Here is a 24222-nt window from a genome sequence, read left to right as displayed (position 1 = left end):
TCTACACCAAGAACATCTTGCTAAATGAGGGCATCCGCGCTTGGATGGCTTCTCAAGACCAGCCTCACGAAAAATTTGTATTCCCTGAAGAGGTTCTGCCTCGCGGTAACGCTCTCTAAGATTCAGTACGCATCTTTTTCACTGCTCCTGCCGTTTATGGTGGGAGCTTTTTTATGAAACCACCCCACACGCGAAAAAGTCTGTGTTATCTTAATTAAAGAGGTACAGGTTGCCTGACCTTGACGTTGTAAACCCTTGATACTAAAGCCGATTAGGCAATAGGAGGTGATGCCCATGTCAGATAGTAGTATACGCTTGGGTCATCAGATTGTGTTGAACTGGCTGCGCGCCGGGGCTGTTCTCTAGAGTTAGATCTTCCACCTTGGTAGAGATAGCTCATCCATGACAGCTGACTAGCCTGGAGTCCCTTCCGGCAGTCTAGTTTCAATCTGAAGACCCGCTACACCGCTCCTGCTCCCCAGAGTTTTTTGGTTTACCAAGATTCTTTAGAGCAGGAGCGGATAGTTTTTTAAAGGGCGACATTAGCAACTATTGAGATAGATAGCAATTGGTTGCCGTAAAGCTTTAGAGAATCGGTGGCTTTTCGACAGCATACATTCCTTTCGATAGAGGCGACTCAAGGGCACTTTTGAAAGGCTTAAGGCAACATAGAGCCAGTGAATACTTCTTTGGAATCCACGTTTGTTGAAAGTGAAATGCGCTTAGGACAAACATCTGCTATCATCTCCAGAGTTACTTGTTCATTTGTGATTTACCACACAGTATCTAAACGCTCAAGTGGTAGTCTTGAGTAGGCTTTTTGATTTTGCTGTCGTTCACAAGTTCAGATTACAGTCTATAGAAGGCTTAAACAGCCGCTCTATTCAGTAGGTGTGAGGAAAATATTCATGTTTAAACTTCTGTTGAGTTCATTGGTCATCAGCCCAGCAATTTTGGGTGCTGCTCTAGCGGTTTCTTCAGGCGCGATCGCCGCAGAAAAGCCAGTGGTGGTTTCATCCTCTCCATCTGCGATCGAAGCTAAATCTCAAGAAATTGAGGCACTCGCTGCACCATCTGTTAGCGTCAAAAACCTCCGCGTTGCCGAAGTTGCGGCTCCTGAAGTTAATCAGCCTAAGCTAGAAATCTCTGCAAAATCAGCAGAGATCAAGGTAGACAAGGCTGCTCCGATTCAAATTGCTCAGGTTCCTGCTGCACCCAGTTCTGAAACGGACTCGATCAATCAAATCAATCGCTACAGCCGTGAAGGAAAGTCTAGCGCATCGGTTGGGCAAGTCACTTCTGTGTCTCAACTGTCTGACGTTCGACCGACAGACTGGGCGTTTCAAGCCTTGCAGTCTCTAGTCGAGCGCTACGGCTGTATCGAAGGCTATCCTGACAAGACCTATCGCGGAAACCGCGCTTTAACCCGCTTTGAGTTTGCGGCAGGTTTAAATTCGTGTCTCAATCGAGTTAACGAACTAATCGCAGCCTCAACGGCTGACCTGGTTAAGAAAGAAGACTTGGCAACCCTGCAAAAGCTCCAAGAAGAATTTGCAGCGGAATTGGCAACTCTACGGGGTCGTGTCGATGCGCTAGAAGCTCGTACCTCAACGCTAGAGAAGCAGCAGTTCTCTACAACCACCAAGCTAGCGGGTGAAGCAATTTTTGCAATCACCGATGAGTTTGGAGTTAGAGGCACGGGTGGCAACAACACCGTATTCCAAGACAGGGTTCGTCTTGCGTTAAACACCAGCTTTACGGGTAAAGACTTGCTGGTCACCCGTCTTGCAGCCGGAAATGCAGCTGGACCAAACTCAGTCGGCGGGTTTGTAACGCCGGGTGGTGGTTCTGAAGGGATTCAAACCTTCAACTTTGGCAACACGGGTGGCAACCAAATTTATGCTGACTGGGTTGCATACTTCTTCAACATCACTGAGAAGGTTCGGGTTTATATCCCGGCGGTGGGAGGTCTGCACTATGACTATGCGCCAACCGTTAGCCCTGCTCTTGATGCCTTTGACGGTGGGACAGGTCCTCTTTCGGTCTTTGCTCAACGCAACCCCATCTACCTGATTGGTGGTGGTAGTGGAGCAGGTGTGAACTTTGAACTGACCCCAGCATTTACGATTAGCGCTGGCTATTTGGCGGATAATTCAAACGGTCGTGACACCATCGGTAATGCTCTTGGCGCGACTGTCGCTAGCGCAAACAATCCTTCTGGTGGGAATGGTTTGTTTAACGGCAGTTACTCTGCACTGGGTCAGATAACCTTCAAGCCCAGTGAAGCATTAAGTTTGGGTTTGACTTATGTCAATGCTTACAGACGATCGGCGATCTTTGACACTGGAAATGGCGGTACTGGTGCTTCTGGTACTTTGTTTGCAAACCAAGGATTTATCACAACGGGCGCGACACCTATCACGGTTGTCCCAGCTAGAGTTAATGCCTACGGAGCCGAAGTTGCTTTTAGACTTAGCCCTAAAATTGTGATAAACGGCTTTGGATCATACATCAACGCTGACTTTATTGGGGATGGATATGGTTCTCGCACTATCTGGACTTATGGTGCTGGGCTGGCATTCCCTGACTTTGGTAAGAAAGGCAATCTTTTGGGTTTGATGGCAGGTGCAGAGCCTTATCTTTCTAACCCGACTGCCGTTCAGAGAGCCGCTGGTGTGGGCAACAGCGTTCCTATCCACCTGGAAGGTTTTTATAAGTACCAGCTAAATGACAACATCTCGATCACGCCTGGTGTGATTTGGATCATTAATCCTGGTCAGAATAGCAACAACGATAACGTTGTGATCGGCACAGTAAGAACGACCTTCACCTTCTAACCATTGGTGTTGGATAGGTTTTGAAGAAGCCCAGCGATTGCTGGGCTTTTTTCTTACAAATCAGCGATCGCTGTGGGAGTACTGCCCTATTTGACTCTTCTAGATTGACACAGAGTAACCATTGGGGAAATTTCCTGAACGTTGCTTTGATTTGGTAAGCCTTCTAACCCTGTCATTTGGCGGGGTTTTTTATTGTGATTACCGTCTAACTAATTCTTTAAGTGTGTCTTCAACCGATCGGGGATTCCAGCCAAGCTCTCGTCTTGCTTTAGAGGCATCGACTCGGACACAGCGATCGTAGAGATAATGAACTCGTTCTCGGTCGATCGGAGGTTGCCACGAAAAGGTGCGACCGATCACGTCTAAGACAGTGCCAACGACCCGAACAACAGGTTCAGGAGCATCCGTCGGGGCAGAGATTCCAGTCTCTTGGCTGAAAATCTCAAACATTTCACGAGTCGTTAAATCTCCAGACGAGAGGATATAATATCCGCCAAGTTGACCTCGATCGACAGCAAGAATCATCGCTTCAGCTAAATCATCTACATGGACAATTCCGGTGATGCGTTGTCCGCCTGCCCACACTTTCAGCCGTCCTTTGAGAAAGGTATTGAGGACGGGCATAAAGTGCGGATCGTCTACACCAAAGATCCCCGAAGGCATGACGCTGACCACTGGCAATCCTTTAGCAGCAGCTTGGTCAACGAGTTGTTGAGCGTCATACTTTGTGCGATCGTAGGCAGACGAAAAATCTTTTTGAGTTCGCCTGAAGGTTTCGTCGATCGCGGTGCCTTGAGTGTCACCAAAAATCCCAATCGTGCTGCAATAGACCAGTTTAGAAATGCCAACCAATTTAGCCACTTCTAGAACTGCACGAGTGCCTTCGACGTTGACTCGCTCCATCTCGATCGCGTTGACGAGTCCGAGTTCAACATAGGCAGCGGTGTGAAAAACGGTATCGACTCCTTGCATCGCTTGGGTGAGAGCGGCTCGATCGGTGATGTCGCCATAGATGAGTTCGATCGAGCAATCTGCTAATCGATTCAAGTTACTCGATTTTCGCACCAGACCCACGACAGAATCGCCTCGTTTTTGAAGTGCTTTGACCAAGTGGGAACCTGTAAAGCCATTTGCCCCAGTGACGAGTGCCTTCATAATTCACCTTCTAAACCAGCGTCTTTTCATACATGCGATAGGTTTTATAGATTTTGCCTCCAGAGGCTTCAATCAACTTACGGGATGCCGCGTTGTCTTCATAAACCCAAGAAAGCTCTGCTCGTCTGTAGGGTTTGCCCTTTTGAATTCCGCCACTCATGCCTAAGTAGATTAGCGCGAGCGGAACCATTTTGCGGCGAAACTCTGGAAGCGAACAAATCGCAATGACTCGCCCTTGATCAATTTGGCGACGATGCCAGAGAAACTTGATGATTCCGAGCCAGTTGAGACTGCCATTAACGTGTTTAAGAGGAATGTTGTAGTCGGGCAACCCCATCCAAAAGCCAATCATTTCACCGTTGTATTCAGCGATCGGAAACACATCGGGATCGACCAAACTTTGCAGCGATTTTGCCTCGTCTAAAAACTCTGATTGAGTGCGAGGGGTCGAACTCCAGTTGTCAGAAAAGGCTTTTGTAAATAAATTATAGAGACCGATCGCATCTTGCTCAAACCCTTCGCCTTTGGTTCGCAAGGGGCGAAAGTTGACTCCAGATTTACACGCAATTTTATATCCTTTCTCAAATTCTGGAGAGAGCGGTTTATCAAGCGGAAAGTCATAAGCGTAGGCATCTTTCGCTTTGTGCCAGCCGTCTTGCTCTAAAAACTTGGGATAATACGCAGGATTGTAGGGCATCATCACCATCGGCGGCGAATCGAAGCCGTCTACTAGAAATAGGCAATTGTTGTGAGTTGAAAGATCGATCGGTCCTCGAACTTCAGTCATTCCCTGCTCTCTTAACCATTGAGAAGCGGCACTTAAAAGAGCTTGGGCAACCTCAAAGTCTTCAACACACTCAAAAAAGCCAAAAATACCGATGTTTTTGCCTTCACGATCGACCAATCGATCGTTGACTGCCGACACAATTCGACCGATGGGTTTTGCCTCCCGAATCGCAACAAACTGCTGAAGTCTACCGTATTGAAAAAAAGGATTGCTAGAGTCGAACTTTTTAGCAACGTCACTGCGAAGCGGAGATACCCAGTTACGATCGTGAGCATACACCATGATCGGGACATCCAGAAACATTTTCTGTTCTGCCGCATTTGTGACTAAAATCACCTGAAAAGCAGTTGGGTCCACAGGAGAATTCACAGGGAGATAGCCTTTTCTGAACTGCTGATGGTTTTTAAGACCATTATGGAGAATAGACCTCCTGCACGAATCTGGACAGCCCTCCTCATGAAGTGGGGCAAGCCCTCACCAACCCTTCTCCCCAGGAAGAAGGGAGCTAGAACCTCTTGTTCCCTCTCCTTAGGGAGAGGGCTAGGGTGAGGGCGAAGTATTTGTGCAGGAGGTCTGATATACCAGCCTTTGTTGAATTCACTTTTCAGAGTTGTGTAGCTTACAAAAAACGATCGCCCAGAAAAGAACGATCGTCAACTTTACTAAAGCGGCTAAACTAGGCGCTAATCGTTGGCTTGTAGACCAAATCACGCATCTTCACCATGCTGGTTACCAAGCGATCCATCTCTTCTTTGGTGTGCAGCGTGTTAACGGTGATGCGAATTCTCGGTTTGGCGATAAACCAAATCGGAGACACCCAAACTCCGCAGTTTAGCAATTCTCTCGCGTAGACTTTGGGATTGAGTTCGGGCGGCAGTAAGACCGGAACAACATTGGTTTCGCCGATCGCCGCAAAGCCATCAGCCTCAAGCTGCGATCGCAAGTAGCGCGTATTCTCTTGCAGCAGTCTGACTCGATCGGGTTCTTTGGTGACGATCCGAATACTCTCCAAGGCGGCTGCCGTCGTGGGAGCAGGGAGCGAAATCGTTCCGATCGAGGTGGGCGACACATTCAGCAAGGGCTTGAGTTCGGGCACATGGGTGCTGATTGCCGCGCCTGCAGATGCCGCAAACTTTGAGAACGTCGTCATGATCAGAGGCGTGATTCCCCGATCGATCGCGTCTTGCGGAGTTAGCCCAAAATGCTCGTAAATGCCACGACCTGTTGCCCCGATCGCGCCACTCGCGTGTGCCTCATCCATCACCAATACTGAATCAGGGTAGTTGGCAAGTACATCAATCATCTCAGGCAGAGGCGCGATGTCGCCATCCATCGAAAACACTGCATCAGAAATGACGAGGATGCGATCGTTGGGTTGAGCATATCGCTTCAACTTGCGTGCCAGATCTTCGACATCGCAGTGACGATATGCCCGCACCCGCACTCTCGGACTATGCCCAAACATCTTGCCAGAGCGAGTTCCCGCATTGGCGACGGCTGTGACGATGCAGCCGTGATTTAAGACATCGGTCAAAATCAGCGTCTCACGATCGTTTTGAAAGCCCGAAACCGGAATCGCCAAATGACAAAACGCATCCATTAACGCCTGCACCGCCATCCACGCATTTAGAAAAAGCTGCGTGTGGGGCAGATGCTTAAACGCTGAAATCTCATTCTCTAGCTGACGATGCAAATCAATGCGACCGCTCAGCACCGAGGTAGAACTGTTAGACGTTCCATATTGCCAGATGGCATCAACGGCAGCTTGCTTCACCGAGTCTTCTTGGGTTAACCCCAAAACATCATTGGTGCAAAAGGTGAGAACGGTACGGCGTTTTCCCGTTTCAGCCTCCTCGATCTCGACAAAATTTCCCTGGCGTTTGTGACAAATGTACTCATCGGGATCTAAGCCGCTTTCGTACCAGCGCCGCACGTACTCCTTGACAACTTGCACAGTAAACTCCTCTCCACCTTTTTCTAGACAGCGATTCTATAAAGCTGCGCCAAGCGCATCGCAACTGATCCAGCTATATGTTTGGCTTGCGAAGAATTTCGCTAACTCGTCGATACAAAGCTGAAACATAGGAACCATACGTCAATTAGTCAATTGTCTGAATCCAGCTTATCAGTAAGCACTCTAACTAAGTGAGTTCAAAGTCACTGATTGCAGAAAAAGACTGCCCGTTAGCGGCGATCGGGGATGCACTTCCCATAACGGACGGTCTTTTGCTCAATTTGGTTGCACGCTGGGATCAAATTTCTGCCACTGCCCGTTCGACCAACCGACGAGCCAGCGTTTGAGTTCCGGTGTGGGTGTAGTATTTTACAGCGACATCAAGAAACGCGCCGACATAATCGAGTTTGTCAACAGAAATATCGACATATTGTTTGACGTGGCTCAACAGCCCTTCTTGAGTCAGGCTACGAGAACTGACAAAATCGCCCATCCAGCCTTTGACCGAATCAAAGCTTTGAGTGATAAAGCCCAGTTGACCTGCGGGGTTGCCACCCGGAATCAGACTGCTGACGCTCTTAAAGCTTGGGTTATGCTGCAAATCATCGGGAGTCGTTTGCTGAATGGTGGACAGACCCATATTGATAAAGTTGGGTCCTAGGGGAATGATGCCGTCAAAGCAGACGAGCGCCGCCATCCGCATCAGCGATTCGCCGCTGTAGTCGCCCAATGCGCCCAAAAAATCGCCAATGCTGTCACCGGGGATGCCGTTAATTTGGCAGAATGCAACCAGTTCGACCACGAGCTTGATGCACAGGTCGAGACTCTGGACTTTTTCAGGTTTGGGAGTGAGATTGCCCAAAAATCCTAAAAACGAAATGTCTTGACCGATTTTATTTGCCATCGCGGCTGCGCCCAAAGCACCTGCGGCATTATCGACGGTTTGATAAAGCCACATTGCGCGCTGATAGCCCTGCGACTCATCATTATAGAGATAGACGGCTCGCTCTCCGATCGCTTGAATCATTGCCTCGTCGGTTTCGCCCGTAACTGCCCGAATGGTGTTGGTGAAGCCCGTCAAGTTCTGCCACTGCCCAGGGATCACAAAATCAAGGGCGTTGAGTGCAGTCACCGTAGTGCCTCCAGTCGGAAGCTGATCGACAAGTTCAAAAATGGATTTGCTCATGAAAAATTCCTGCTCGGTGGTGGAGTTCGATCGCGGCTAGTTGAGTTTTTCTAGCCCTTTGAGGTCAAATTTTTGCAGCCAAGCTTGGCGATCGGTCTTGTCAAATGACGGGTCACGAGACTGAACTTTGACCTGATATTTGCCCACTAACACCGCCGTTTGGTTGCCGAGATTGGTGACGGGATATCCAGCGATTTTTTCGGTTGCTGCCGCATATTTTTGGGCAGATCCCGCAATGCCCGTTGTGTCATTGATCGACAGCATCGCGACGTTTTTGCCGTCTTTGTTGAGTTTCGCTTCAGCAAATCCTTTTTTCTCTTGGCTAAACGTGCGGGCATAGCCAGCAGCAGGGCGAGGGAAAAATTTGTTAAACTCGCTGCCTTGAGTAGCATCTTTGGCAACGGCAGTCACTCCTTTTTTGCTGCTGTCTTGCTGTGCTTGAGAAAATTGCGAAGGGGCTTTGGGCTGACAGCCTGTGAGCAGCAAAACGACCGATAGCATCAGGGCAACGGTGCCTCTGTGCCAGTTTGAAAACGGCATAGGTTTGATTCTCATAAGGTGGATGAGAGGGAACATCGGAGCATGAAACTTAGTTCTCGGAAGGGACTCTAAATTCCTACCCACTCTTCTGTAATGTATGCGATCGTGCCTCAATTGCAGAGATCACGAACAATCCGTTTTGCGGCAGTCGCAGGGAATCGAATCTTTCCTGTCGTCATCAAGTCGAGGTTTCTTGAGGAATTGGGGAGTCAGACGGGGTTTGGGAACTGACGGGCGAAGGGCGGACAAACTGCTCATATTGCCGCACGATCAGGCGCTGCACTGCGGCGATCGCGGGGTTGACTTCCACATAGCGGCGCTGAGGGTTTCTCAAATAATTTTCTTGCTCACTCTCAATCATTTCGATGTCTTGTTTAAGAAAGCGCAAAACCAGAAGATTGAGAATCAGGGGCTGCAAAACCGGACGCAGAATTTTTAGCAACCCCGGAGGCAATCCTAGTTTGAGAAATAAGAGCGAGAACGAGCGGCTTTCTTGAGGCGCGATCGGCAACCGCATTAAATAGAGCGATGAAATCCCTGGAAGATGGCTGACGTAATGGGGATAGCGATAGTCAACCGAGATCACTTTTGTCGTGACTCGATCGGCTGATTGACTTAGCCCCAACAGTTGACTCACGAAACCAGTGTAGGAAAGCTGATAGTTGGCTTCGATCGAGTTTTCAGTTTCTCGAAGCTTTAACAGCACTGGGTCGAACCAACCTTGCAGATTTTTGTGAAGATGACCGTGAAACACGTCCATCGTGTTCTCATTGCAGATCGAGAAGTGCGCTTTAAAGTTTGCCCCGATCGGGATCAGCAGCCAGTTGGGGTCGTCATATTCTGGAATTTCCATGATGGGTTGCGTCTCTGCCAAAGCAGGATCGCCGGGAAAGACCCAAATTAAGCCATATTTTTCCTGCACGGGAAAAGTTCGCATCTGAACGCAGGGCAGCTTTTGATCGGGCGGAAAGTAGGGAATGTTGAGACACTCGCCCTGTCCATTAAACTCCCAGCCGTGATAGGGACACGCGATCACATCTCCTAAAACTTTGCCCTGATCGAGCGAAACGCCTTTGTGAGGACAAACATTTTCGACGGCTTGAATCTGATTTTGTCGATCGCGGAAGAGGGCGATTGACGCTTGCCAAATCGTTGCTGTCAGAATTTTTGCAGGTTTAAGATCGGTTGCCCACGCGATCGCATACCAATAATTACCGTTAATGCCAACTTCTCGCACTTGATTGCGAACGGTCTGACTTTTTAAGGTGGTCGCTAATTCCACAGCACACTCCTTGCATTAGCTCATCAATAGCGTCGCCTGTAATTCTGCATTCTTTTTGGGTTAAGTCCGCTGAATCTCGACCCAGTATTCAGACTTGCTGTAAGCACCAAAGCTCTATTGCTCTCTTTGTTCTCGCAGATGCGCTAACTCTGCCCGAATGGCGGCGAGTTGTGCGGTTAATTCTTGCAGCTCAAGCACCTCTGATGAAGGGGGCGGAACGGGGACAGCCGTTGTCGTCACGATCGCTTCAGAGGCAGCCCGATCGCTCTCAGCGCGACGTTGAGCGATTAGGGTGTCTACAAAACTGCGGGCTTCTTGCTCAGTCATTTCCCCTTTTTCAGCCCACTCTTGCGCCAGTTGATCTAGCTCTCGCCTGAGTCTTGATAAATTTTGCTCACGTCTTTGAGGGTCTTGTAGCACCTCGATCAGCGTGGCGGTTGCCCCGATCGTGACGCGAAACCCTTTCTTCAACAGTTGGAGGACCGTATCATTCATGGCTTATATGAAAGATGAATAGAGAAGTCGTTGCTCTAATCTTACTGTAAGGGTCAAGATCCACCGTTCAGAACGATTTCCTAGCCCGTCTGCTCTAGATATTGACTGATATCGTCATTGACGCGGCTCAGTTCGGCTTCGGTAGTGATGCGAATGCGATCGTCTCTCAGCGTGATCAGCACCTTGGCAGCAAAGGGACTTGCCCAAATATTGGGGTTACAAAAGACTTCTAAAAAAACGTCGCCTGCATAGCGATATTCCACAGGCTTTTGGGGCGTAACTTTGCCACCGGGAGTTGGCTTATTTGCGGTGACTTTCAGCCGCTCCATCAGTTCTGCAAGGGTTGCTTTTAAGTCTCTAGCGGCTTCTGGACTGAAGCGAAAAGACATAGAGCCTTCGACTAAATTCAACGTGAGTTGAGAAGACATAGATACAGTTCATCCAAGATTGCGGTCATTTCATCCTACTGGGAAGCAGGATTGAGGATTAGACGTTAGGAAGAAAAATTAACGCTTCTAGATGACAAAGATCTACAAAAAGACTCTCTCAAAACTTGAGTCATGGAGGGAATCTTGTTGGTTTATCGATATGCTAATTGAGAATCTTGTCAAGAGCTTAGACCCGTTATAGATAGCTCAAAGCTTTAACGAATAAGACTTTAGAGTATTTTCAATCTACAGGATCTACACTGAATGTCATAGCGGCTAAACGGCAAGGTGAGTGATTGTGATAGTAGATAATCGATCGACGGTTCGCAGAGTGTTAATCATTACTCTGTTGCTGAATCTATTTGTCTTAGGACTCAAGGCATTTGTAGGATTAACAACGGGTTCATTGAGTTTGTTAGCAGATGCGCTGCACAGTCTGACCGATAGCGCAAGTAACGTTTTGGGACTCGTTGCCAGTCGGTTTTCGTCACCAATGCCCGATCGCGATCATCCCTATGGGCACCAAAAATTTGAGGCTGTGAGCGCACTGGGGATCGCTGCATTTTTGGGGATCGCCTGTTTTGAAATCTTGCAGGGGGCGATCGAGCGACTGATGGGCACAGGCAAGCCGATTCAAATTTCAGCCGGGGAACTGTGGCTGCTGCTGATTGTGTTGGGAATCAATATCTTCGTCACTTACTATGAACGTGCGGAAGGTCAACGTGTAGGCAGTCCGATTTTGATTGCAGATGCTCAACACACGATGAGCGATGTCTGGGTGACGATCAGCGTTCTCGCAGGTTTGGTTGGCGTTTGGGCGTTTAACTGGCAGTGGCTAGATCTGGCGCTGTCGTTTCCGGTCGCGCTGATGGTTTTTAGCAGCGGGTGGTCAGTGCTGAAGCAAAATCTGCCCTCGCTGGTCGATGAGATGGCGATCGCGCCAGAAGCCATTTATGAAGTGGCGATGCAGGTGCCCGGTGTGCTCAACTGTCACGATATTGCGTCGCGGGGCGTGGTCGGTCGGCAGTCTTTTATTGAGATGCACCTAATCGTAGAGCCGCGTGATGTGCAAGCGGCTCATGAAGTGACTGAAGAAGTGGAAGCCCGACTCGCTGAAAAATACAGCCCTGTGAGGGTGATGATTCATGTAGAACCACCGACCTACAAATCTGATCAGATCAGCTATGGCTCACCAGTAGAAAAATAGGTTTTCCACAGTTGGTTGAAGTTTTCCACAGAGTTTGGGCAGTTTTCCACAGCTTATCCACTCTTGAGACTTAGAGAACCAGTTCATGCACTCGATAGACTAAACGAACGTGCCAGAACGATCTGACAGGGCTTAAAATCCAAATCACACACCTTGCATAGCTCAATTATGACGGCTAACCCACCTGACAGGCTCGATCGGATCGAAGCGATCGTTGAATCGACCGCGATCGCCCTCCGAGATATGCAGGTCAAACAGGACTGGATGCAAGAACAGCAAGACCGCACTCAACAACACCTTGACCAAGTAGGCAGGTTTGTTGCAGACCTCTCAAACGACGTGGCGCAAGTCTCAGCTAATCAGGAACAGCAAGACGTTCGCATGGCTCAACTGACTGCCAACGTTGAGAGCTTGGTCAGCGCCTTACAAAATCGATTCACTAGCAACGGCGCATAGCCAAAAAAACCCCCGGCTCTCACCAGGGGACTCACCAGCACGATCGAGACTCGTTCTAAAACATCTCTGTCGGGTCGATATTTTCAACGATCAACTTCCTACCAGGTTGCGACGCTTCGGCTTAAGCAAGAACGATAAGTTTCTTCATTCAGTCTGACCAGAAACGTTCGACTCAACGTGCCCAAAATCAAAAAGCGATCGTCTGTTTCTGATCAGAGAAGATTAGCGAACGGGTTCCCCGCAGCGAAGCTGTTCGCTTTTCTGCCCGTTATTTCAAGGGCACCTCAATTCTTGCCTACTTTGCTTATTCCCACTCGATCGTGCCAGGCGGTTTAGAGGTGATGTCATAAACTACACGATTGACTCCGCGCACCTCATTGACGATGCGGTTAGAAATCGTTTCTAGTAAGTCGTAAGGAACCCGTGCCCAATCTGCGGTCATGCCATCCTCACTAGCGACAAAACGCAGCACGATCGGATAGGCATAGGTGCGCTGATCCCCCATCACTCCGACGCTGCGAATCGGCAACAACACCGCAAACGCTTGCCAGAGATCGTGATACATTCCCGCTCGGTTGATCTCTTGTCGGACAATCAAATCAGCATCGCGCAGGATATTGAGTCGCTCGCTGGTCACTTCTCCCAAAATTCGGATCGCTAGACCGGGACCTGGAAAAGGCTGACGGTTGACGATTTCTTCGGGTAGTCCGATCGAGCGTCCCACCTTTCGCACTTCGTCTTTAAACAATTTGCGGAGTGGCTCGACGAGTTTGAATCGCAAATCTTTGGGCAACCCTCCCACATTGTGATGGCTCTTGATTTTGACCGCGACTCGTTCGCCCGATTGGGGATCAACATTTGTGTCAGCAGACTCGATCACATCGGGGTAGAGAGTGCCCTGGGCGAGATAGTCAAACGGACCGAGCCGCTTCGATTCTGACTCGAACACGCTGATAAACTCGTGCCCAATGCGCTTGCGTTTTTCTTCGGGATCGGTGATGCCTTTCACCGAGTTGATAAAGCGATCGCGAGCATTCACATAGACCACTGAAATATGAAACTGTTCAGCAAATAGTTTCACTAATCGCTCCGGCTCTAGCTTTCGCATAAAACCCTGGTCGATGAACATGCAGGTGAGTTGGTCTCCGATCGCCCGATGCAGCAAAAACGCCAGCGTTGAAGAATCGACTCCGCCCGACAGCGCCAGCAGCACCCGCTTATCACCGACCCGTGCCCGAATTTCTCGCACCGCTTCTTCGACAAACGCTGCCGTTGTCCAGGTCGGCTCACACTTGCAGATGTGATAGACAAAATTTCGGATCAGCGCCTGCCCGCCTTTTGAGTGCACCACTTCGGGGTGAAACTGAACGCCATAGAGTTTGCGATCGTGGTCGGCGATCGCTGCACAAGGCGTATTTGCCGTATGCGCCAATCGCTCAAAACCAGTCGGAAGATTCGTCACCGAGTCTTCGTGGCTCATCCACATCGTTGTGTTGTCGTCAACATTGGTCAGCAAATCGGTAGGATCGTCAATTTCTAGACTCGCCTTGCCATATTCGCCCCGATCGGACTTCTCAACGCCGCCGCCGAGTTGCTGCACCATCAACTGCATCCCATAGCAAACCCCCAAAACGGGAATGCCCAAATTCCAAATCTCAGGATCACTTTGAGGAGCGCCCTGGTCATAGACAGAACTGGGACCACCCGAAAGAATGATGCCTTTAGGATTAAGTTGTTTGAGATGTTCTGCCGAGGTGCGATAGGAGAGCACCTCCGAATAAACTTGAGTTTCGCGAATGCGCCGTGCAATCAACTCAGAATATTGTGAGCCAAAGTCGAGAATGACGATCATCTGTCGATTGACTACATTCAAATCGGTGTCTGAAGTAGATGCAGAAGACGATGGGAGAGCAGCCTGTTCAGTCTGGGGAGTCACGGAGATAACCTATAGAATCCTAAAAGTGGACAGATAAACATCTGAAAAGGATAGTTTGCAGGAAAGTTAATAAATTCGGACTTTCGGGTATTCTGGCTATTTTAATCACATTAACAAACTTGACTCAAGTAATGCAGTGACAGTTTTGCTTCTCCTAGAGGTTTAGCAGTGGCGAACGATTCTCAAAAATGTCATCTCAGCCGATCGTGATGGCGATCGACCGTTTTAGGGCATTTTTATTTCACGTTAGAGGAAATAAAAATATTGATTGCTTCACGCTTATTTATGTCAAAACGCTATTTGGGGAGAGACCTATGGAAATTTCTAATCACGTTGCTGAACTTTCAATCGTTGATGATATCGAATCGTTAAGCGAGTCGCCTAAAACAGTGGTTTTGCAACCTCATGGAGCGCTTTCAGGTGAGACAGGAGTCACGTTTCAGAGTAGTCTAAATCAGGCGATCGTAGACGCGGCGGCGGTCATTGTCGATTTGCTGTGGGTAAACCGTGTGGATGATCAGGGCATTGCAATTTTGCTAGCAGGCATGAAGCGTGCTCAAGCATCTGGCAAATCGCTGGCTTTTTTGGCGATGGATGAAGCGACTCGCGCCGCGTTAGATGCCGTTTGGGAGCAGCAACGAAAAGCCAAAGCATCTCCACAAACCGATCGGTTCACGCCCAATTTTGAGCAATTTTTAGACGATCACAAAAACGCGAAAGTCTAAGCGATCGCCAACCAATTCCCGACCTCCGTAGAGACGTTTCGCTGGAACGCCTCTCTTCCCGTTTTTTCGCCATCACAAATCCATCAATTCTGCTTCTTAAGCGCCAGCGTTAACCCATCCGCGATCGGCAGCAAACTCAAAACCACTCGATCGTCCTTCACCAACTTCTGATTAAACGCCCGAATCGTTTCGGTAATTTTGTCGTGATCATCGGGATCAGCCACTCGTCCTGACCAAAGCACATTGTCGATCGCGATCAGTCCACCAGGGCGAATGAGCTGAAAGGCACGATCATAGTAGTTCTCATAGTTGCCTTTGTCAGCATCAATAAACGCAAAATCAAAGGTCTCGGCTTGGTCTTCAAGCAAGCGATCGAGCGTCTCTAAAGCAGGAGCGATGTGCAGATCGATTTTGTCAGTTACTCCAGCCGCTTGCCAATAGCGACGAGCGATCGAGGTGTATTCATCACTGACATCACAGGCGACGAGCTTGCCGTCAGCAGGCAGCGCTAACGCCACCGAGAGAGAACTATAGCCCGTAAACACGCCCACTTCGAGCGTTTTTTTAGCGCCCATCAACTGCACGAGCAGCCCCATAAACTGACCTTGCTCAGGCGAAATCTGCATCCTGGCTTGAGGATGATTGGCGGTTTCTTGGCGCAGTTTAGCGAGTATATCAGGCTCGGTCAGCGAGTTCGCCGAGACATAGCGGTAGAGGTCATCGCTGACTCCAAAAGATTTTTTGTACATCGTGTCCCTAAGTCGCTTTCAGGCTGATCGTATCGCTGATACTCTAAGAGTGGGCTTTGAGGAAACTAACGTGCGGCGATCGATTCAAATCATTTTGGCGGTGATCTTAGCAAGTCTAATCACTGCCTGTAGCGCAAGCAATCTGACTCCGAGCACTCAGATCGTGCGACGAGCGATCGCGCTGCAAGCCACCCAAACCCAGCAAGAATTGAGCCAGCAGTTGCGGCTAGAATCGCCCAGTCTAAAGGTCAATCGAGTTAAGGTGACGAGCCAAAAACCTTTGACCATTCAAGATTTGCGAGCTTATCGGGTGCAGGGCAACTACGACTACACGCTTAAACTTTCTAAACGGACGGTGACTCAAAAAGACAATCCGTTTGAGGTTTATTTACAGCGGCAAACCGAAGGAAAAACGTGGCGACTCGCCCAGCAACAGCGTGAAGAGAATGGCTCGAATTGGGTGACGCAGTTGGTAGAGTAGAAATTTTGGGGGATGAGTTTTGAAGCTAGACACGACCCATCCCTTATTTTTAGACGTTGGTGCGATCGGTCAAAATCTCATAGCCCTCTTCGGCCACCAGAACCGTATGTTCAAACTGGGCAGAGAGAGAATTGTCTAACGTCACCGCCGTCCAGCGATCAGGCAACACGCGAGTACTTTTGGTGCCTACGTTGACGATCGGCTCGATCGCCAGCGTCATTCCTGCCCGAAGTTTGACGTTGGGCATCTCGTAAGTGCGAAAGTTAAAGACAGAAGGCTCTTCGTGCAGATTGCGACCCACCCCATGCCCCGTGAAATCTTCTACGATTTTAAAGCCGTTTGCCTCGACATAATCTTGAATGGCTCCCGCTAGATCGAGCAAGAAAGCCCCGGCTCGAACTTGCTCAATGCCTTTATAAAGTGCCTGTTCTGCAACGTGAATGAGTTTAGCCGCATCGGGCGTGACTTGCCCAACGGCGATCGTAATGCACGAGTCACCGTGATAGCCCTCAAAAAAGGCACCCGTATCGACTTTCAGCACATCCCCCGTCCGAATCACCTTTTTGCGACTGGGAATGCCGTGAACCACTTCATGGTTAATGCTGGAGCAAATCGAGGCAGGAAAGCCGTGATAGCCTTTGAAACTAGGCGTGGCTCCCATTTCTCGAATGCGTTTTTCGGCGTGGGCATCAAGGTCAGCCGTCGTCATTCCGGGTTCGACCATTTCTGAAATTTCTTTGAGCACGATGGCTACGATTTTTGCCGCCTGCCGCATGATCTCGATTTCGCGCTGAGACTTGATTTCAATGCCTCGGCGCTTTTTAGGAGAGGACTGAGGAAGAAGATTACTGAGAATATTCATGGAGATCAGCAGTTAGTTCAGCAGTGGAGGAGCGATCGAGAAGCACACGTCTTCACCATCTTTTAAGGTAGCTTAATTCTCGCAGACTCGCTTAGCCCTGGGTAGGCAAAGGATCAGGGATGAATCGAATTAGGATTATCCCCCATCTTTTTGTCAATTTAACGCGATGTGCAACTTTTCTGAAACATCCGCAAAGGCTGCCCTCACCCTAGCCCTCTCCCGCGGGAGAGGGAACCAGAAATGTCCGAAAGCCCTTCTCCTTGGGGAGAAGGGTTACGAGGGCTTGCCCCACTGCGTGAGGAGGGCAAATTAGTTACACATCGCGTCAATTTATTGACGGGAAATCGGAGGTCCTGCTGTCACGACCACGAGACGATCGGGGTGCAATAACTCTTGAGTGGCTTCATTCACCTGAGCCTGAGTCACCGCTTCAATCTGCTTAGGAAACTGACGAATTTCTGCGGGGTTTAGCCCATACACGTCGTTCATCAGAATGATCTCCGCCAGATTATCGGGGTTTGCCAAGTCTACCGGATAGCTGCTGGTCAGCGATCGCTGTGCTGTCAACACTTCACTTGTGCTCACCCCTTGTTTACGGAATTGCTCCAAGAGTTTGAGGGTGCTGGCGATCGCTTTGGGCGCATCTTCGGGGGCAGTCTGCATCGAGATCAAAAACGGACCTTGATGAATGCCTGCCTGGAAGCCGCTGTAGATGCCATAAGTGAGTCCTTGACGATCGCGGATCTCAGTTCCCAACCGACTTGACAGCGTGTCGCCGCCCAAAATTTGGTTCATGACGATCGCAGAATAGTAGCGAGGATCGGTGCGGTTAATTCCTGCATACCCCAGGTAAGTAATCGCCTGAGTTTTGCCCGGAATGCCATCATAGAGACGCACCACATTTGCAGGCAACGCCACGGCAGGAAACGTCAGCGCCGGAGCTTTTCCGGTTGCCTTCCAGGTGCCCAATTCTTTTTCTAGCAGACTCTTCACCTGAGCCGGATCGAAGTCACCGACGATAGCTAAGGTTGTTTTATCGGGGCGATAGTGGGTTTTATAGAAGGTCAGCAAATCTTGCTGCTGAATGCTCTTTAAACTTGCCTCAGTCGGGAAGTTGTGAAAGGGATGATTAGACGGATAGATGGTCTGCTGAAAAGTTCGTCGCCCTTTAGCGGCAGGACTGTCCATCTGAACTTTGAGGGTAGTCAGCGCTCGTTGACGACTCAACTCTAGCTCTTTGTCTGGAAAGACGGCGTTTTGCATCACGTCTGCCATGATTTGCACCAGCGTTGGCAGATTTTCGACCAGTGCGTTGGCTCCGATCGACACGCCTTCTCGATTGGCATCAAATCCGAGGTTAATGCCTCGATCGTCGAGGGTTGTCGCCAGCGTTAACGCATCTCTGGTTTGGGTGCCATTCATCAGGTTGTCAGCGGTCAATTTGGCAAGCCCTGCTTTCTGTCTCGCATCAAACGCAGTTCCAGCATCGAGATAACCACTGAGCGAAACCGTCGGCGTGCTAGAATCGCGCAGCAGCAGAACTCGCAGCCCATTGGAGAGCACGATTTTTTCGGGCAACGCCTGAGCCGGACGATTGCTCTGCGTCACGGGCGGCAGATATTTCGCCACCTCAGCCGGATCGACGGGTGCCCCTAGATTGAACTGTTCTGCGGTTTGACCTGCATTGACCGAGCCTCCAGCCCTAGCATCTAATTGAGTCGGCTCAAAGAAACCGATCGTTTGCTGACTCGGCTCAAAGTAGGTTTTTGCGACTCGCTGAATATCGGCGGGAGTCACCTTCTCGATCGCCGCCAAATAGCGATCGGTAAACTGATAATCTCCAGCCGTAGTTTGGTCATCGCCAAGCTGATTTGCCTGACTGGTGATCGTGCGATTTCGCAGCAGTACAGAAGACTTTAATTGAGTCTTGGCTCGCTTCAGTTCGTCGGCAGTCACAGGGTTGGTGCGAAGGTCTGCCAAGCTTGCCTGAATCGTTTGATTGATTTTCGCCAAGTCTTGCCCAGGTGCTGCCGTTGCGCTTAACCCATACCATCCGCCAGAAATCATGTTAGCGGGATAGCCGCCGTAGTCACTGGCTAAACCCGATTCGATCAGAGATTGATACAGTCGAGAACTACGTCCCTGAGTCAACACTAGATCCAGCAGGCTAATCGCTGGCACATCGGGGTGAGAGATATTAGGCAGTGGATAAACGGCTTGGAGAAGGGCAGCGCTTCCGGGCTGTTTGAGCACGATCGGAGCCTTGACTTCGGCTCCTTTCATCACCAGAGGAGCCGGAGGTTGAGCCGCCGCTCTTGGCGTTTTAGATTGGGGAACTTTGCCAAACAATTCCTGCACTGCTTTCAGAGTCGGATCGGTTTGAAAGTCTCCGACGATCACTAGAGTCGCGTTATCAGGGCTGTAATAATTGCGATAATAATCGCGCACCTGTTCAACGGTAAATTTCTCGACATCGGCTTTGGTGCCGCCCACAGGCAACCCGTAGGGAGAATCGGGAAACGCGGCTCGCATCACCGCCCGATCGAGCCGATAACTCGGACTGTTTTCGTAGCCTTGCAGTTCTGAAATGACGACGCGCTTTTCGCTCGTGAGTTGAGACGCACCGATCACTGCATTTTGCATCCGATCGGCTTCGAGAGCCAGGAGCGATTTTAATTTATCGCGCTCGACGGTGCCAAAATAAGCAGTCTGATCGTAGCTAGTAAAGGCGTTTGATTGGCTGCCCAAAGCGCTAAACAATCGTCCAAACTGAATCGGGCGATCGCGAGTGCCCTTAAACATCAAGTGTTCGAGCTGGTGGGCGATGCCGTTCACACCGGGAGCCTCGTTGCGTGACCCAATGCGATACCAAACCTGCACCGTAACCACGGGCGCAGTCGGCACTTCTTTGGTGAGCACGGTCAACCCATTCTCTAAAACCGTCTTCTTTACCTGTTGAGTCGTTGAGGCAGATGGCACGCTCGAAGTAAGCGGTTTTTGAGAAGGCGTTTGTTCAGCACTGGCTGATGGCAAAAACGCAATTTCTCCTGATAGAAGCACGGTTGCTAGACAGAGGGCAAACAGAAAACCAGGCACACGATATCGTCGAAGCAAAGATAAAAATGACATGCTCAAAAACCTGTGAAATCAATAGTCAGGCGAATGAAATGGACTATAGATATTTAGCGATCGACGTTGGGCGAATAAAGTTTCAGTTGATGCAGAAACTAAGACAAGCTCCAGTCTAGCTTTCTTCAAATCGATTAGAAGATGTTTGAACAGGTTCAACTTCGTCCCCTAGCCATCACGGTTCCTTGAGAAACTGCTGAATATTTTTTAGATTTGATTTTGGATTTGAATTAGGGAGATGACTTTGCACCCATCAAGATTGCTGATGCTCAAACTCGTTTCACTCAATTGCTCAAGGAGGTTTGGCTGGTTCAGACCAGACGAACAGAGATCCAAAGCGAACGAACTATTGTAACAAAGCCAAATATTTACTTAAGAAGTCTAAAAAACAGGCTTTGAATGCCCTCGTGGGGGATTGTTTTATCTCTACAGGAATGCTGAACTAAACATTGATTGACTCAGAACCGTAAATAGAATTTGCAATGAAAGCTTTCGTCTACTTATCACTGCTTGCCCTCACTTTAACCGCCTGCAACTCCTCCCCCACAACCAATACGGCAGTTTCTCCTAGCCCCGCCGCGACCTCCGTTCCTGCTCAAGCTTCAAATCAGCAAGAGCAAAAGAAACCGTTAGTGGTTACAACCGTTGCACCCTTGACCAATATCGTGAGCAATATTGCAGGCGATCGCGTAGAAGTCAAAGGCATCATTCCCGAAGGCACCGACTCACACACTTTTGAGCCACGTCCCTCAGATACAGACATTCTTTCCAAAGCCAGTCTAATTCTCGTCAACGGCTTGCACCTAGAATCCCCAACCGAAAAATTAGCCAACGCCACAAAGCCTAAAGACACCAAAATCTTTGAGATGGGCAGCAACACCATTACTCAGGAGCAATGGATGTTCGATTTCAGCTTCCCGAAAGACAAGGGCGATCCAAACCCTCACTTGTGGGTCAATCCAAAGTATGCCGAGGCGTATGCTAAACTCGCAGCGCAGCAATTAACCGCCCTCGATCCCGCAGGCAAAGATTATTACGAAACTAATCTCAAAAACTACCTGCAACGATTAGATGAGCTTGACAAAGTAACTCGTGAAGTGGTCGCCAGCATTCCACCTCAAAACCGCAAGCTATTGACTTACCACGACTCTTGGGCTTATTGGGCGAGAGAATACGGCTTTGACGTGATTGGTGCGATTCAGCCCTCTGACTTCAAGGAGCCTTCTGCTCAAGACGTAGCAAAACTGATTGATCAGATTAAGAAAGTCAAGGTTCCTGCCATTTTTGGTTCAGAAGTTTATCCCAGCAAAGTTGAAGAACAAATTGCACGGGAAGCCAACGTCAAAACAGCGAATACGGCTGATGACGAACTGCCAGGAGAGGGTTCAGCAAATGCACTCGAAAACAAGAATCCCCAACATACTTACATTGGCATGATGGCGAATAACCTTCGCATCATTGCAACTAACTTAGGCGGCAAGCCAGAACTTGTTGACGGACTCGCCACTGCCAACGTGGTCGGTCCTACTGCCGTTGCTACAAATTCTACTAAATAGTCAAATCAGGTCATTGAATGGAACCGTTGTTAGAAATCAGAAACTTGACCTGTGGCTATCAAACTGAACCTGTTTTTACCAGAGTAAATCTAGCCCTCTACCCCAAGCAACTCTCTGGGCTGGTCGGTCCCTCCGGAAGCGGCAAAAGCACCTTGATCAAGGCAATGCTGGGACTTGTGCATCCTTGGCAAGGAGAGATTCTAGTCCGAGGAAAACGTCTCAAACCCGGCACTTCTCCGCCCAAAGTGGGTTACGTCCCACAGGTTGAAACTGTGGACTGGAATTTTCCCGTGACGGCAGAAGAAGTGGTGATGATGGGTCGGTATCGACATCGGCAGTTTTCGCCTTGGTCGTCGAGGCGCGATCGCCTGGTAGCCAGAGAACTGCTAGAACGGGTGGGCGTTGCTCATGTGGCACATCAACCGATCGGAGAGTTATCTGGTGGACAACAACAGCGCGTCTTTCTCGCTCGTGCGCTCGTTGGCGAACCCGAACTCGTCCTTTTAGATGAACCGACCAGCGGCTCAGACTTGCATGTGCAGCATGAACTGTTGCACTTACTCGCAGAACTAAGCCAGCAAGGGCTATCCATCCTACTTTCGACTCATGATCTCAATTCAGTTGCCACGCACCTCCCTTGGGTCGTGTGTTTTAACCAGGGCTTAATCTGCCAGGGTGAACCTACTGAGGTCTTCACGCCAGCAACGTTACGGCAAACGTTTGGAGCCGATATGCTGGTTCTGCGTCAAGAAGAACGCGTTTTGATTTCCAGCGATGCCACAACTTTGTTGCACGAGTTGAGAAACGATTTGCCTCCAGCCCTCCGACGAAACAATTCCAGATCCGCTTAACTAGCACTTTGCAGCATGGATTTCTTACTCAAACCCTTTCAATACGATTTCTTCAGCCGCGCCATGATGGTCGGGGTCATGTCCGGGCTGCTTTGTGGCGTGATGGGCGTTTACATTACTACTCGCCGCATGAGCTACATCGCTCACGGTCTTTCCCACGCAATTTTAGGGGGAGCCGTGATGACTTATGTTCTAGGGCTAAACTTCTACATCGGTTCTGGAATTTGGGGCTTTGGTGCAGCCTTATTAATTCAATACTTGACCGGACGAAAAGTTTATTCTGATGCGGCGATCGGCATTGTCACCACTGCCAGTTTTGCCTTGGGCGTTGCCGTGATCAGCAGCTATCGTAAGTTTAGCCAGAACTTTGAGGCGGCATTGTTTGGCAATGTGCTAGGGGTTTCGCCGACGGATCTCTGGGTGGTCACGGGCGTAACGATCTTTCTACTGTCATTAGTCTTTGTCTTTTATCGTCCTTTATTATTTTGGTGCTTCGATCGAGAGGTCGCTCAAGTTCAAGGAGTTCCCGTCTTCGCAATGGACACGCTATTTGCGCTGATGTTAGCGACTCTGCTGGTTGCCACGCTGCAAGTGTTAGGAGTGACGCTAATTATCTCAGCCGTGGTGATTCCAGCGTCGATCGCGCGGTTGCTCAGTAATCACTTTGGTTACATGATGGTAATCTCTGGAGTATTGGGTGCGGCAATATCTTTTGCGGGGATTTATCTGAGCTACTATTTCGATATTGCATCAGGAGCGAGTGTTGTTTTGTTGTCTACGCTGGTGTTTGGAATCGTGTTAATTTGGACGCAATTTCAGCGTCGTCGTCAACGCCATATTCCATCGCTACATCCAAGTCATCTCTCCTAGAAGACCCATCTAATTGCATGTTACAAACTAAAGACAGGGAATCAAGCTGCGTGAGCGCGATCTCATTTCTCGATCATTTCTGTGCAGATCGCCCTTACGCAGGTAGAATATGAATTGGGCTGAATCTCTAGACGAGATCACAGGCTCTGAGCTACGATAAGCAATTGTGAGTTTTTTGAAGCCCTATGAAAGCGCAGGAACTGATCCGCTCACTCGAAGCGGAACAAATGAAGTCAGATCTTCCCATCCTCCATGTGGGCGACACCGTCCGGGTGGGTGTCAAAATTCGAGAGGGCGACAAAGAACGGACTCAGCCCTATGAAGGCGTAATCATCGCCAAAGGTAGCGCAGGCGTTACGGCAAACATCACGGTGCGCCGCGTCTTTCAAAACGTGGGCGTAGAGCGTGTTTTCCTGATGCACTCTCCCCGCATCGAAAGCATTAAAGTGCTGCGTCGTGGTCGAGTTCGTCGAGCTAAACTTTACTATCTGCGCGATCGCGTGGGCAAGGCAACCCGATTAAAGCAACGCTTCGATCGTCCGCTTTAAGATGTCAGCTTCTAGCGATTAGTTTTCAATAGAACGCAACTAATCGCTACAGGCTAAACCGCCAATAGCTGTTAAGCTAGACAAGGCAGTGATTAGAGTTGTTCGGCTTGTGCGCTCTTAGTTCAGTTGGTAGAACGCAGGTCTCCAAAACCTGATGTCGGGGGTTCAAGTCCTCCAGGGCGCGCTGA

The 24222-nt window shown here is 49.5% G+C and carries 21 protein-coding genes, 1 tRNA gene and 1 pseudogene; 11 read left to right on the top strand and 12 right to left on the bottom strand.

Annotated features, from left to right (window positions below; all coding sequences use genetic code 11):
- Together A8707_RS26895 and A8707_RS14745 are read left to right on the top strand one after the other, a co-directional pair.
- A pseudogene (locus tag A8707_RS26895) lies at window positions 1-119 on the top strand (photosystem II D2 protein (photosystem q(a) protein)); the annotation flags it as partial.
- 789 nt (window positions 120-908) lie between these two features.
- Entirely contained in the window at window positions 909-2837 is a 1929-nt protein-coding gene (locus tag A8707_RS14745) for an iron uptake porin (protein WP_068818002.1), read from the top strand.
- A 198-nt stretch (window positions 2838-3035) separates the two neighbouring features.
- Here A8707_RS14745 and A8707_RS14740 read toward each other — a convergent pair whose 3' ends face one another.
- From A8707_RS14740 to A8707_RS14705, 8 genes are all read right to left on the bottom strand, one after another.
- Window positions 3036-3992 carry an NAD-dependent epimerase/dehydratase family protein gene (locus A8707_RS14740; protein ID WP_068818001.1) on the bottom strand — a complete coding sequence of 319 codons (957 nt, stop codon included), beginning with the start codon at window positions 3990-3992 and terminating at the stop codon, window positions 3036-3038.
- Window positions 3993-4002: 10 nt separating this feature from the next.
- Complete coding sequence (locus tag A8707_RS14735) at window positions 4003-5148, bottom strand: hypothetical protein (protein ID WP_231948084.1); 1146 nt, start codon at window positions 5146-5148, stop codon at window positions 4003-4005.
- A gap of 307 nt (window positions 5149-5455) precedes the next feature.
- Window positions 5456-6733: an aminotransferase class I/II-fold pyridoxal phosphate-dependent enzyme gene (locus tag A8707_RS14730; RefSeq protein ID WP_068818000.1), complete on the bottom strand. Its 1278-nt coding sequence runs from the start codon at window positions 6731-6733 to the stop codon at window positions 5456-5458.
- A 298-nt stretch (window positions 6734-7031) separates the two neighbouring features.
- Window positions 7032-7919: a hypothetical protein gene (locus A8707_RS14725; RefSeq protein WP_068817999.1), complete on the bottom strand. Its 888-nt coding sequence runs from the start codon at window positions 7917-7919 to the stop codon at window positions 7032-7034.
- Window positions 7920-7955: 36 nt separating this feature from the next.
- Window positions 7956-8474, bottom strand: coding sequence for a hypothetical protein (locus tag A8707_RS14720; RefSeq protein WP_231948083.1), 519 nt, complete (start codon window positions 8472-8474; stop codon window positions 7956-7958).
- A 163-nt stretch (window positions 8475-8637) separates the two neighbouring features.
- Complete coding sequence (locus A8707_RS14715; protein WP_068817997.1) at window positions 8638-9741, bottom strand: aromatic ring-hydroxylating dioxygenase subunit alpha; 1104 nt, start codon at window positions 9739-9741, stop codon at window positions 8638-8640.
- 114 nt (window positions 9742-9855) lie between these two features.
- A complete protein-coding gene (locus A8707_RS14710) occupies window positions 9856-10236 on the bottom strand; it encodes a hypothetical protein (RefSeq protein WP_068817996.1) in 381 nt (126 codons plus the stop codon).
- Window positions 10237-10316: 80 nt separating this feature from the next.
- On the bottom strand, window positions 10317-10664 hold the full coding sequence (locus tag A8707_RS14705) for a hypothetical protein (protein WP_068817995.1): 348 nt from the start codon (window positions 10662-10664) through the stop codon (window positions 10317-10319).
- 298 nt (window positions 10665-10962) lie between these two features.
- Here A8707_RS14705 and cdf31 point away from each other — a divergent pair, with 298 nt between their 5' ends.
- Together cdf31 and A8707_RS14695 are read left to right on the top strand one after the other, a co-directional pair.
- Window positions 10963-11871 carry a CDF family zinc efflux transporter Cdf31 gene (gene cdf31, locus A8707_RS14700; RefSeq protein ID WP_068818008.1) on the top strand — a complete coding sequence of 303 codons (909 nt, stop codon included), beginning with the start codon at window positions 10963-10965 and terminating at the stop codon, window positions 11869-11871.
- A gap of 168 nt (window positions 11872-12039) precedes the next feature.
- Complete coding sequence (locus A8707_RS14695; RefSeq protein ID WP_068817994.1) at window positions 12040-12327, top strand: hypothetical protein; 288 nt, start codon at window positions 12040-12042, stop codon at window positions 12325-12327.
- A gap of 304 nt (window positions 12328-12631) precedes the next feature.
- On the opposite strand, the gene guaA is transcribed toward A8707_RS14695, so the two are convergent.
- Window positions 12632-14263, bottom strand: a complete 1632-nt coding sequence (guaA, locus tag A8707_RS14690; protein ID WP_331711723.1) for a glutamine-hydrolyzing GMP synthase — start codon at window positions 14261-14263, stop codon at window positions 12632-12634.
- 314 nt (window positions 14264-14577) lie between these two features.
- On the opposite strand from guaA, the gene A8707_RS14685 reads away from it, so the two are divergent.
- Window positions 14578-14988 (top strand): STAS domain-containing protein, encoded by a 411-nt coding sequence (locus A8707_RS14685; protein ID WP_156518592.1) that lies wholly within the window; start codon window positions 14578-14580, stop codon window positions 14986-14988.
- Between the two features lie 83 nt (window positions 14989-15071).
- Here the strand turns inward: A8707_RS14685 and A8707_RS14680 are convergent, their stop codons facing one another.
- The gene (locus tag A8707_RS14680) at window positions 15072-15737 is read right to left on the bottom strand and encodes a class I SAM-dependent methyltransferase (RefSeq protein ID WP_068817991.1); all 666 of its coding nucleotides are present in this window, start codon (window positions 15735-15737) and stop codon (window positions 15072-15074) included.
- A 1-nt stretch (window position 15738) separates the two neighbouring features.
- Here A8707_RS14680 and A8707_RS14675 point away from each other — a divergent pair, with 1 nt between their 5' ends.
- A complete protein-coding gene (locus tag A8707_RS14675; protein ID WP_197484779.1) occupies window positions 15739-16218 on the top strand; it encodes a hypothetical protein in 480 nt (159 codons plus the stop codon).
- Between the two features lie 49 nt (window positions 16219-16267).
- On the opposite strand, the gene map is transcribed toward A8707_RS14675, so the two are convergent.
- Both map and A8707_RS14665 read right to left on the bottom strand, forming a co-directional pair.
- Window positions 16268-17080 carry a type I methionyl aminopeptidase gene (gene map / locus A8707_RS14670; RefSeq protein WP_068817990.1) on the bottom strand — a complete coding sequence of 271 codons (813 nt, stop codon included), beginning with the start codon at window positions 17078-17080 and terminating at the stop codon, window positions 16268-16270.
- 330 nt (window positions 17081-17410) lie between these two features.
- Complete coding sequence (locus A8707_RS14665) at window positions 17411-20209, bottom strand: M16 family metallopeptidase (RefSeq protein ID WP_068817989.1); 2799 nt, start codon at window positions 20207-20209, stop codon at window positions 17411-17413.
- 482 nt (window positions 20210-20691) lie between these two features.
- Here A8707_RS14665 and A8707_RS14660 point away from each other — a divergent pair, with 482 nt between their 5' ends.
- The 5 genes from A8707_RS14660 to A8707_RS14640 all read left to right on the top strand — a co-directional run bounded on the left by A8707_RS14660 (window position 20692) and on the right by A8707_RS14640 (window position 24218).
- On the top strand, window positions 20692-21765 hold the full coding sequence (locus A8707_RS14660; RefSeq protein WP_068817988.1) for a metal ABC transporter substrate-binding protein: 1074 nt from the start codon (window positions 20692-20694) through the stop codon (window positions 21763-21765).
- Window positions 21766-21782: 17 nt separating this feature from the next.
- Window positions 21783-22616, top strand: coding sequence for a metal ABC transporter ATP-binding protein (locus tag A8707_RS14655; RefSeq protein WP_068817987.1), 834 nt, complete (start codon window positions 21783-21785; stop codon window positions 22614-22616).
- Window positions 22617-22631: 15 nt separating this feature from the next.
- A complete protein-coding gene (locus A8707_RS14650; protein WP_068817986.1) occupies window positions 22632-23486 on the top strand; it encodes a metal ABC transporter permease in 855 nt (284 codons plus the stop codon).
- A gap of 227 nt (window positions 23487-23713) precedes the next feature.
- Window positions 23714-24034: a 50S ribosomal protein L19 gene (gene rplS, locus A8707_RS14645; RefSeq protein WP_462686392.1), complete on the top strand. Its 321-nt coding sequence runs from the start codon at window positions 23714-23716 to the stop codon at window positions 24032-24034.
- 111 nt (window positions 24035-24145) lie between these two features.
- Window positions 24146-24218: transfer RNA gene (locus A8707_RS14640), tRNA-Trp, on the top strand.
- Window positions 24219-24222 lie beyond the last annotated feature (4 nt).

Origin of the sequence: Phormidesmis priestleyi BC1401, from assembly GCF_001650195.1 — a bacterium.
Classification (GTDB): Bacteria; Cyanobacteriota; Cyanobacteriia; order Leptolyngbyales; family Leptolyngbyaceae; genus Phormidesmis_A; species Phormidesmis_A priestleyi_B.
This window is presented reverse-complemented; position numbering and strand designations above follow the sequence as displayed.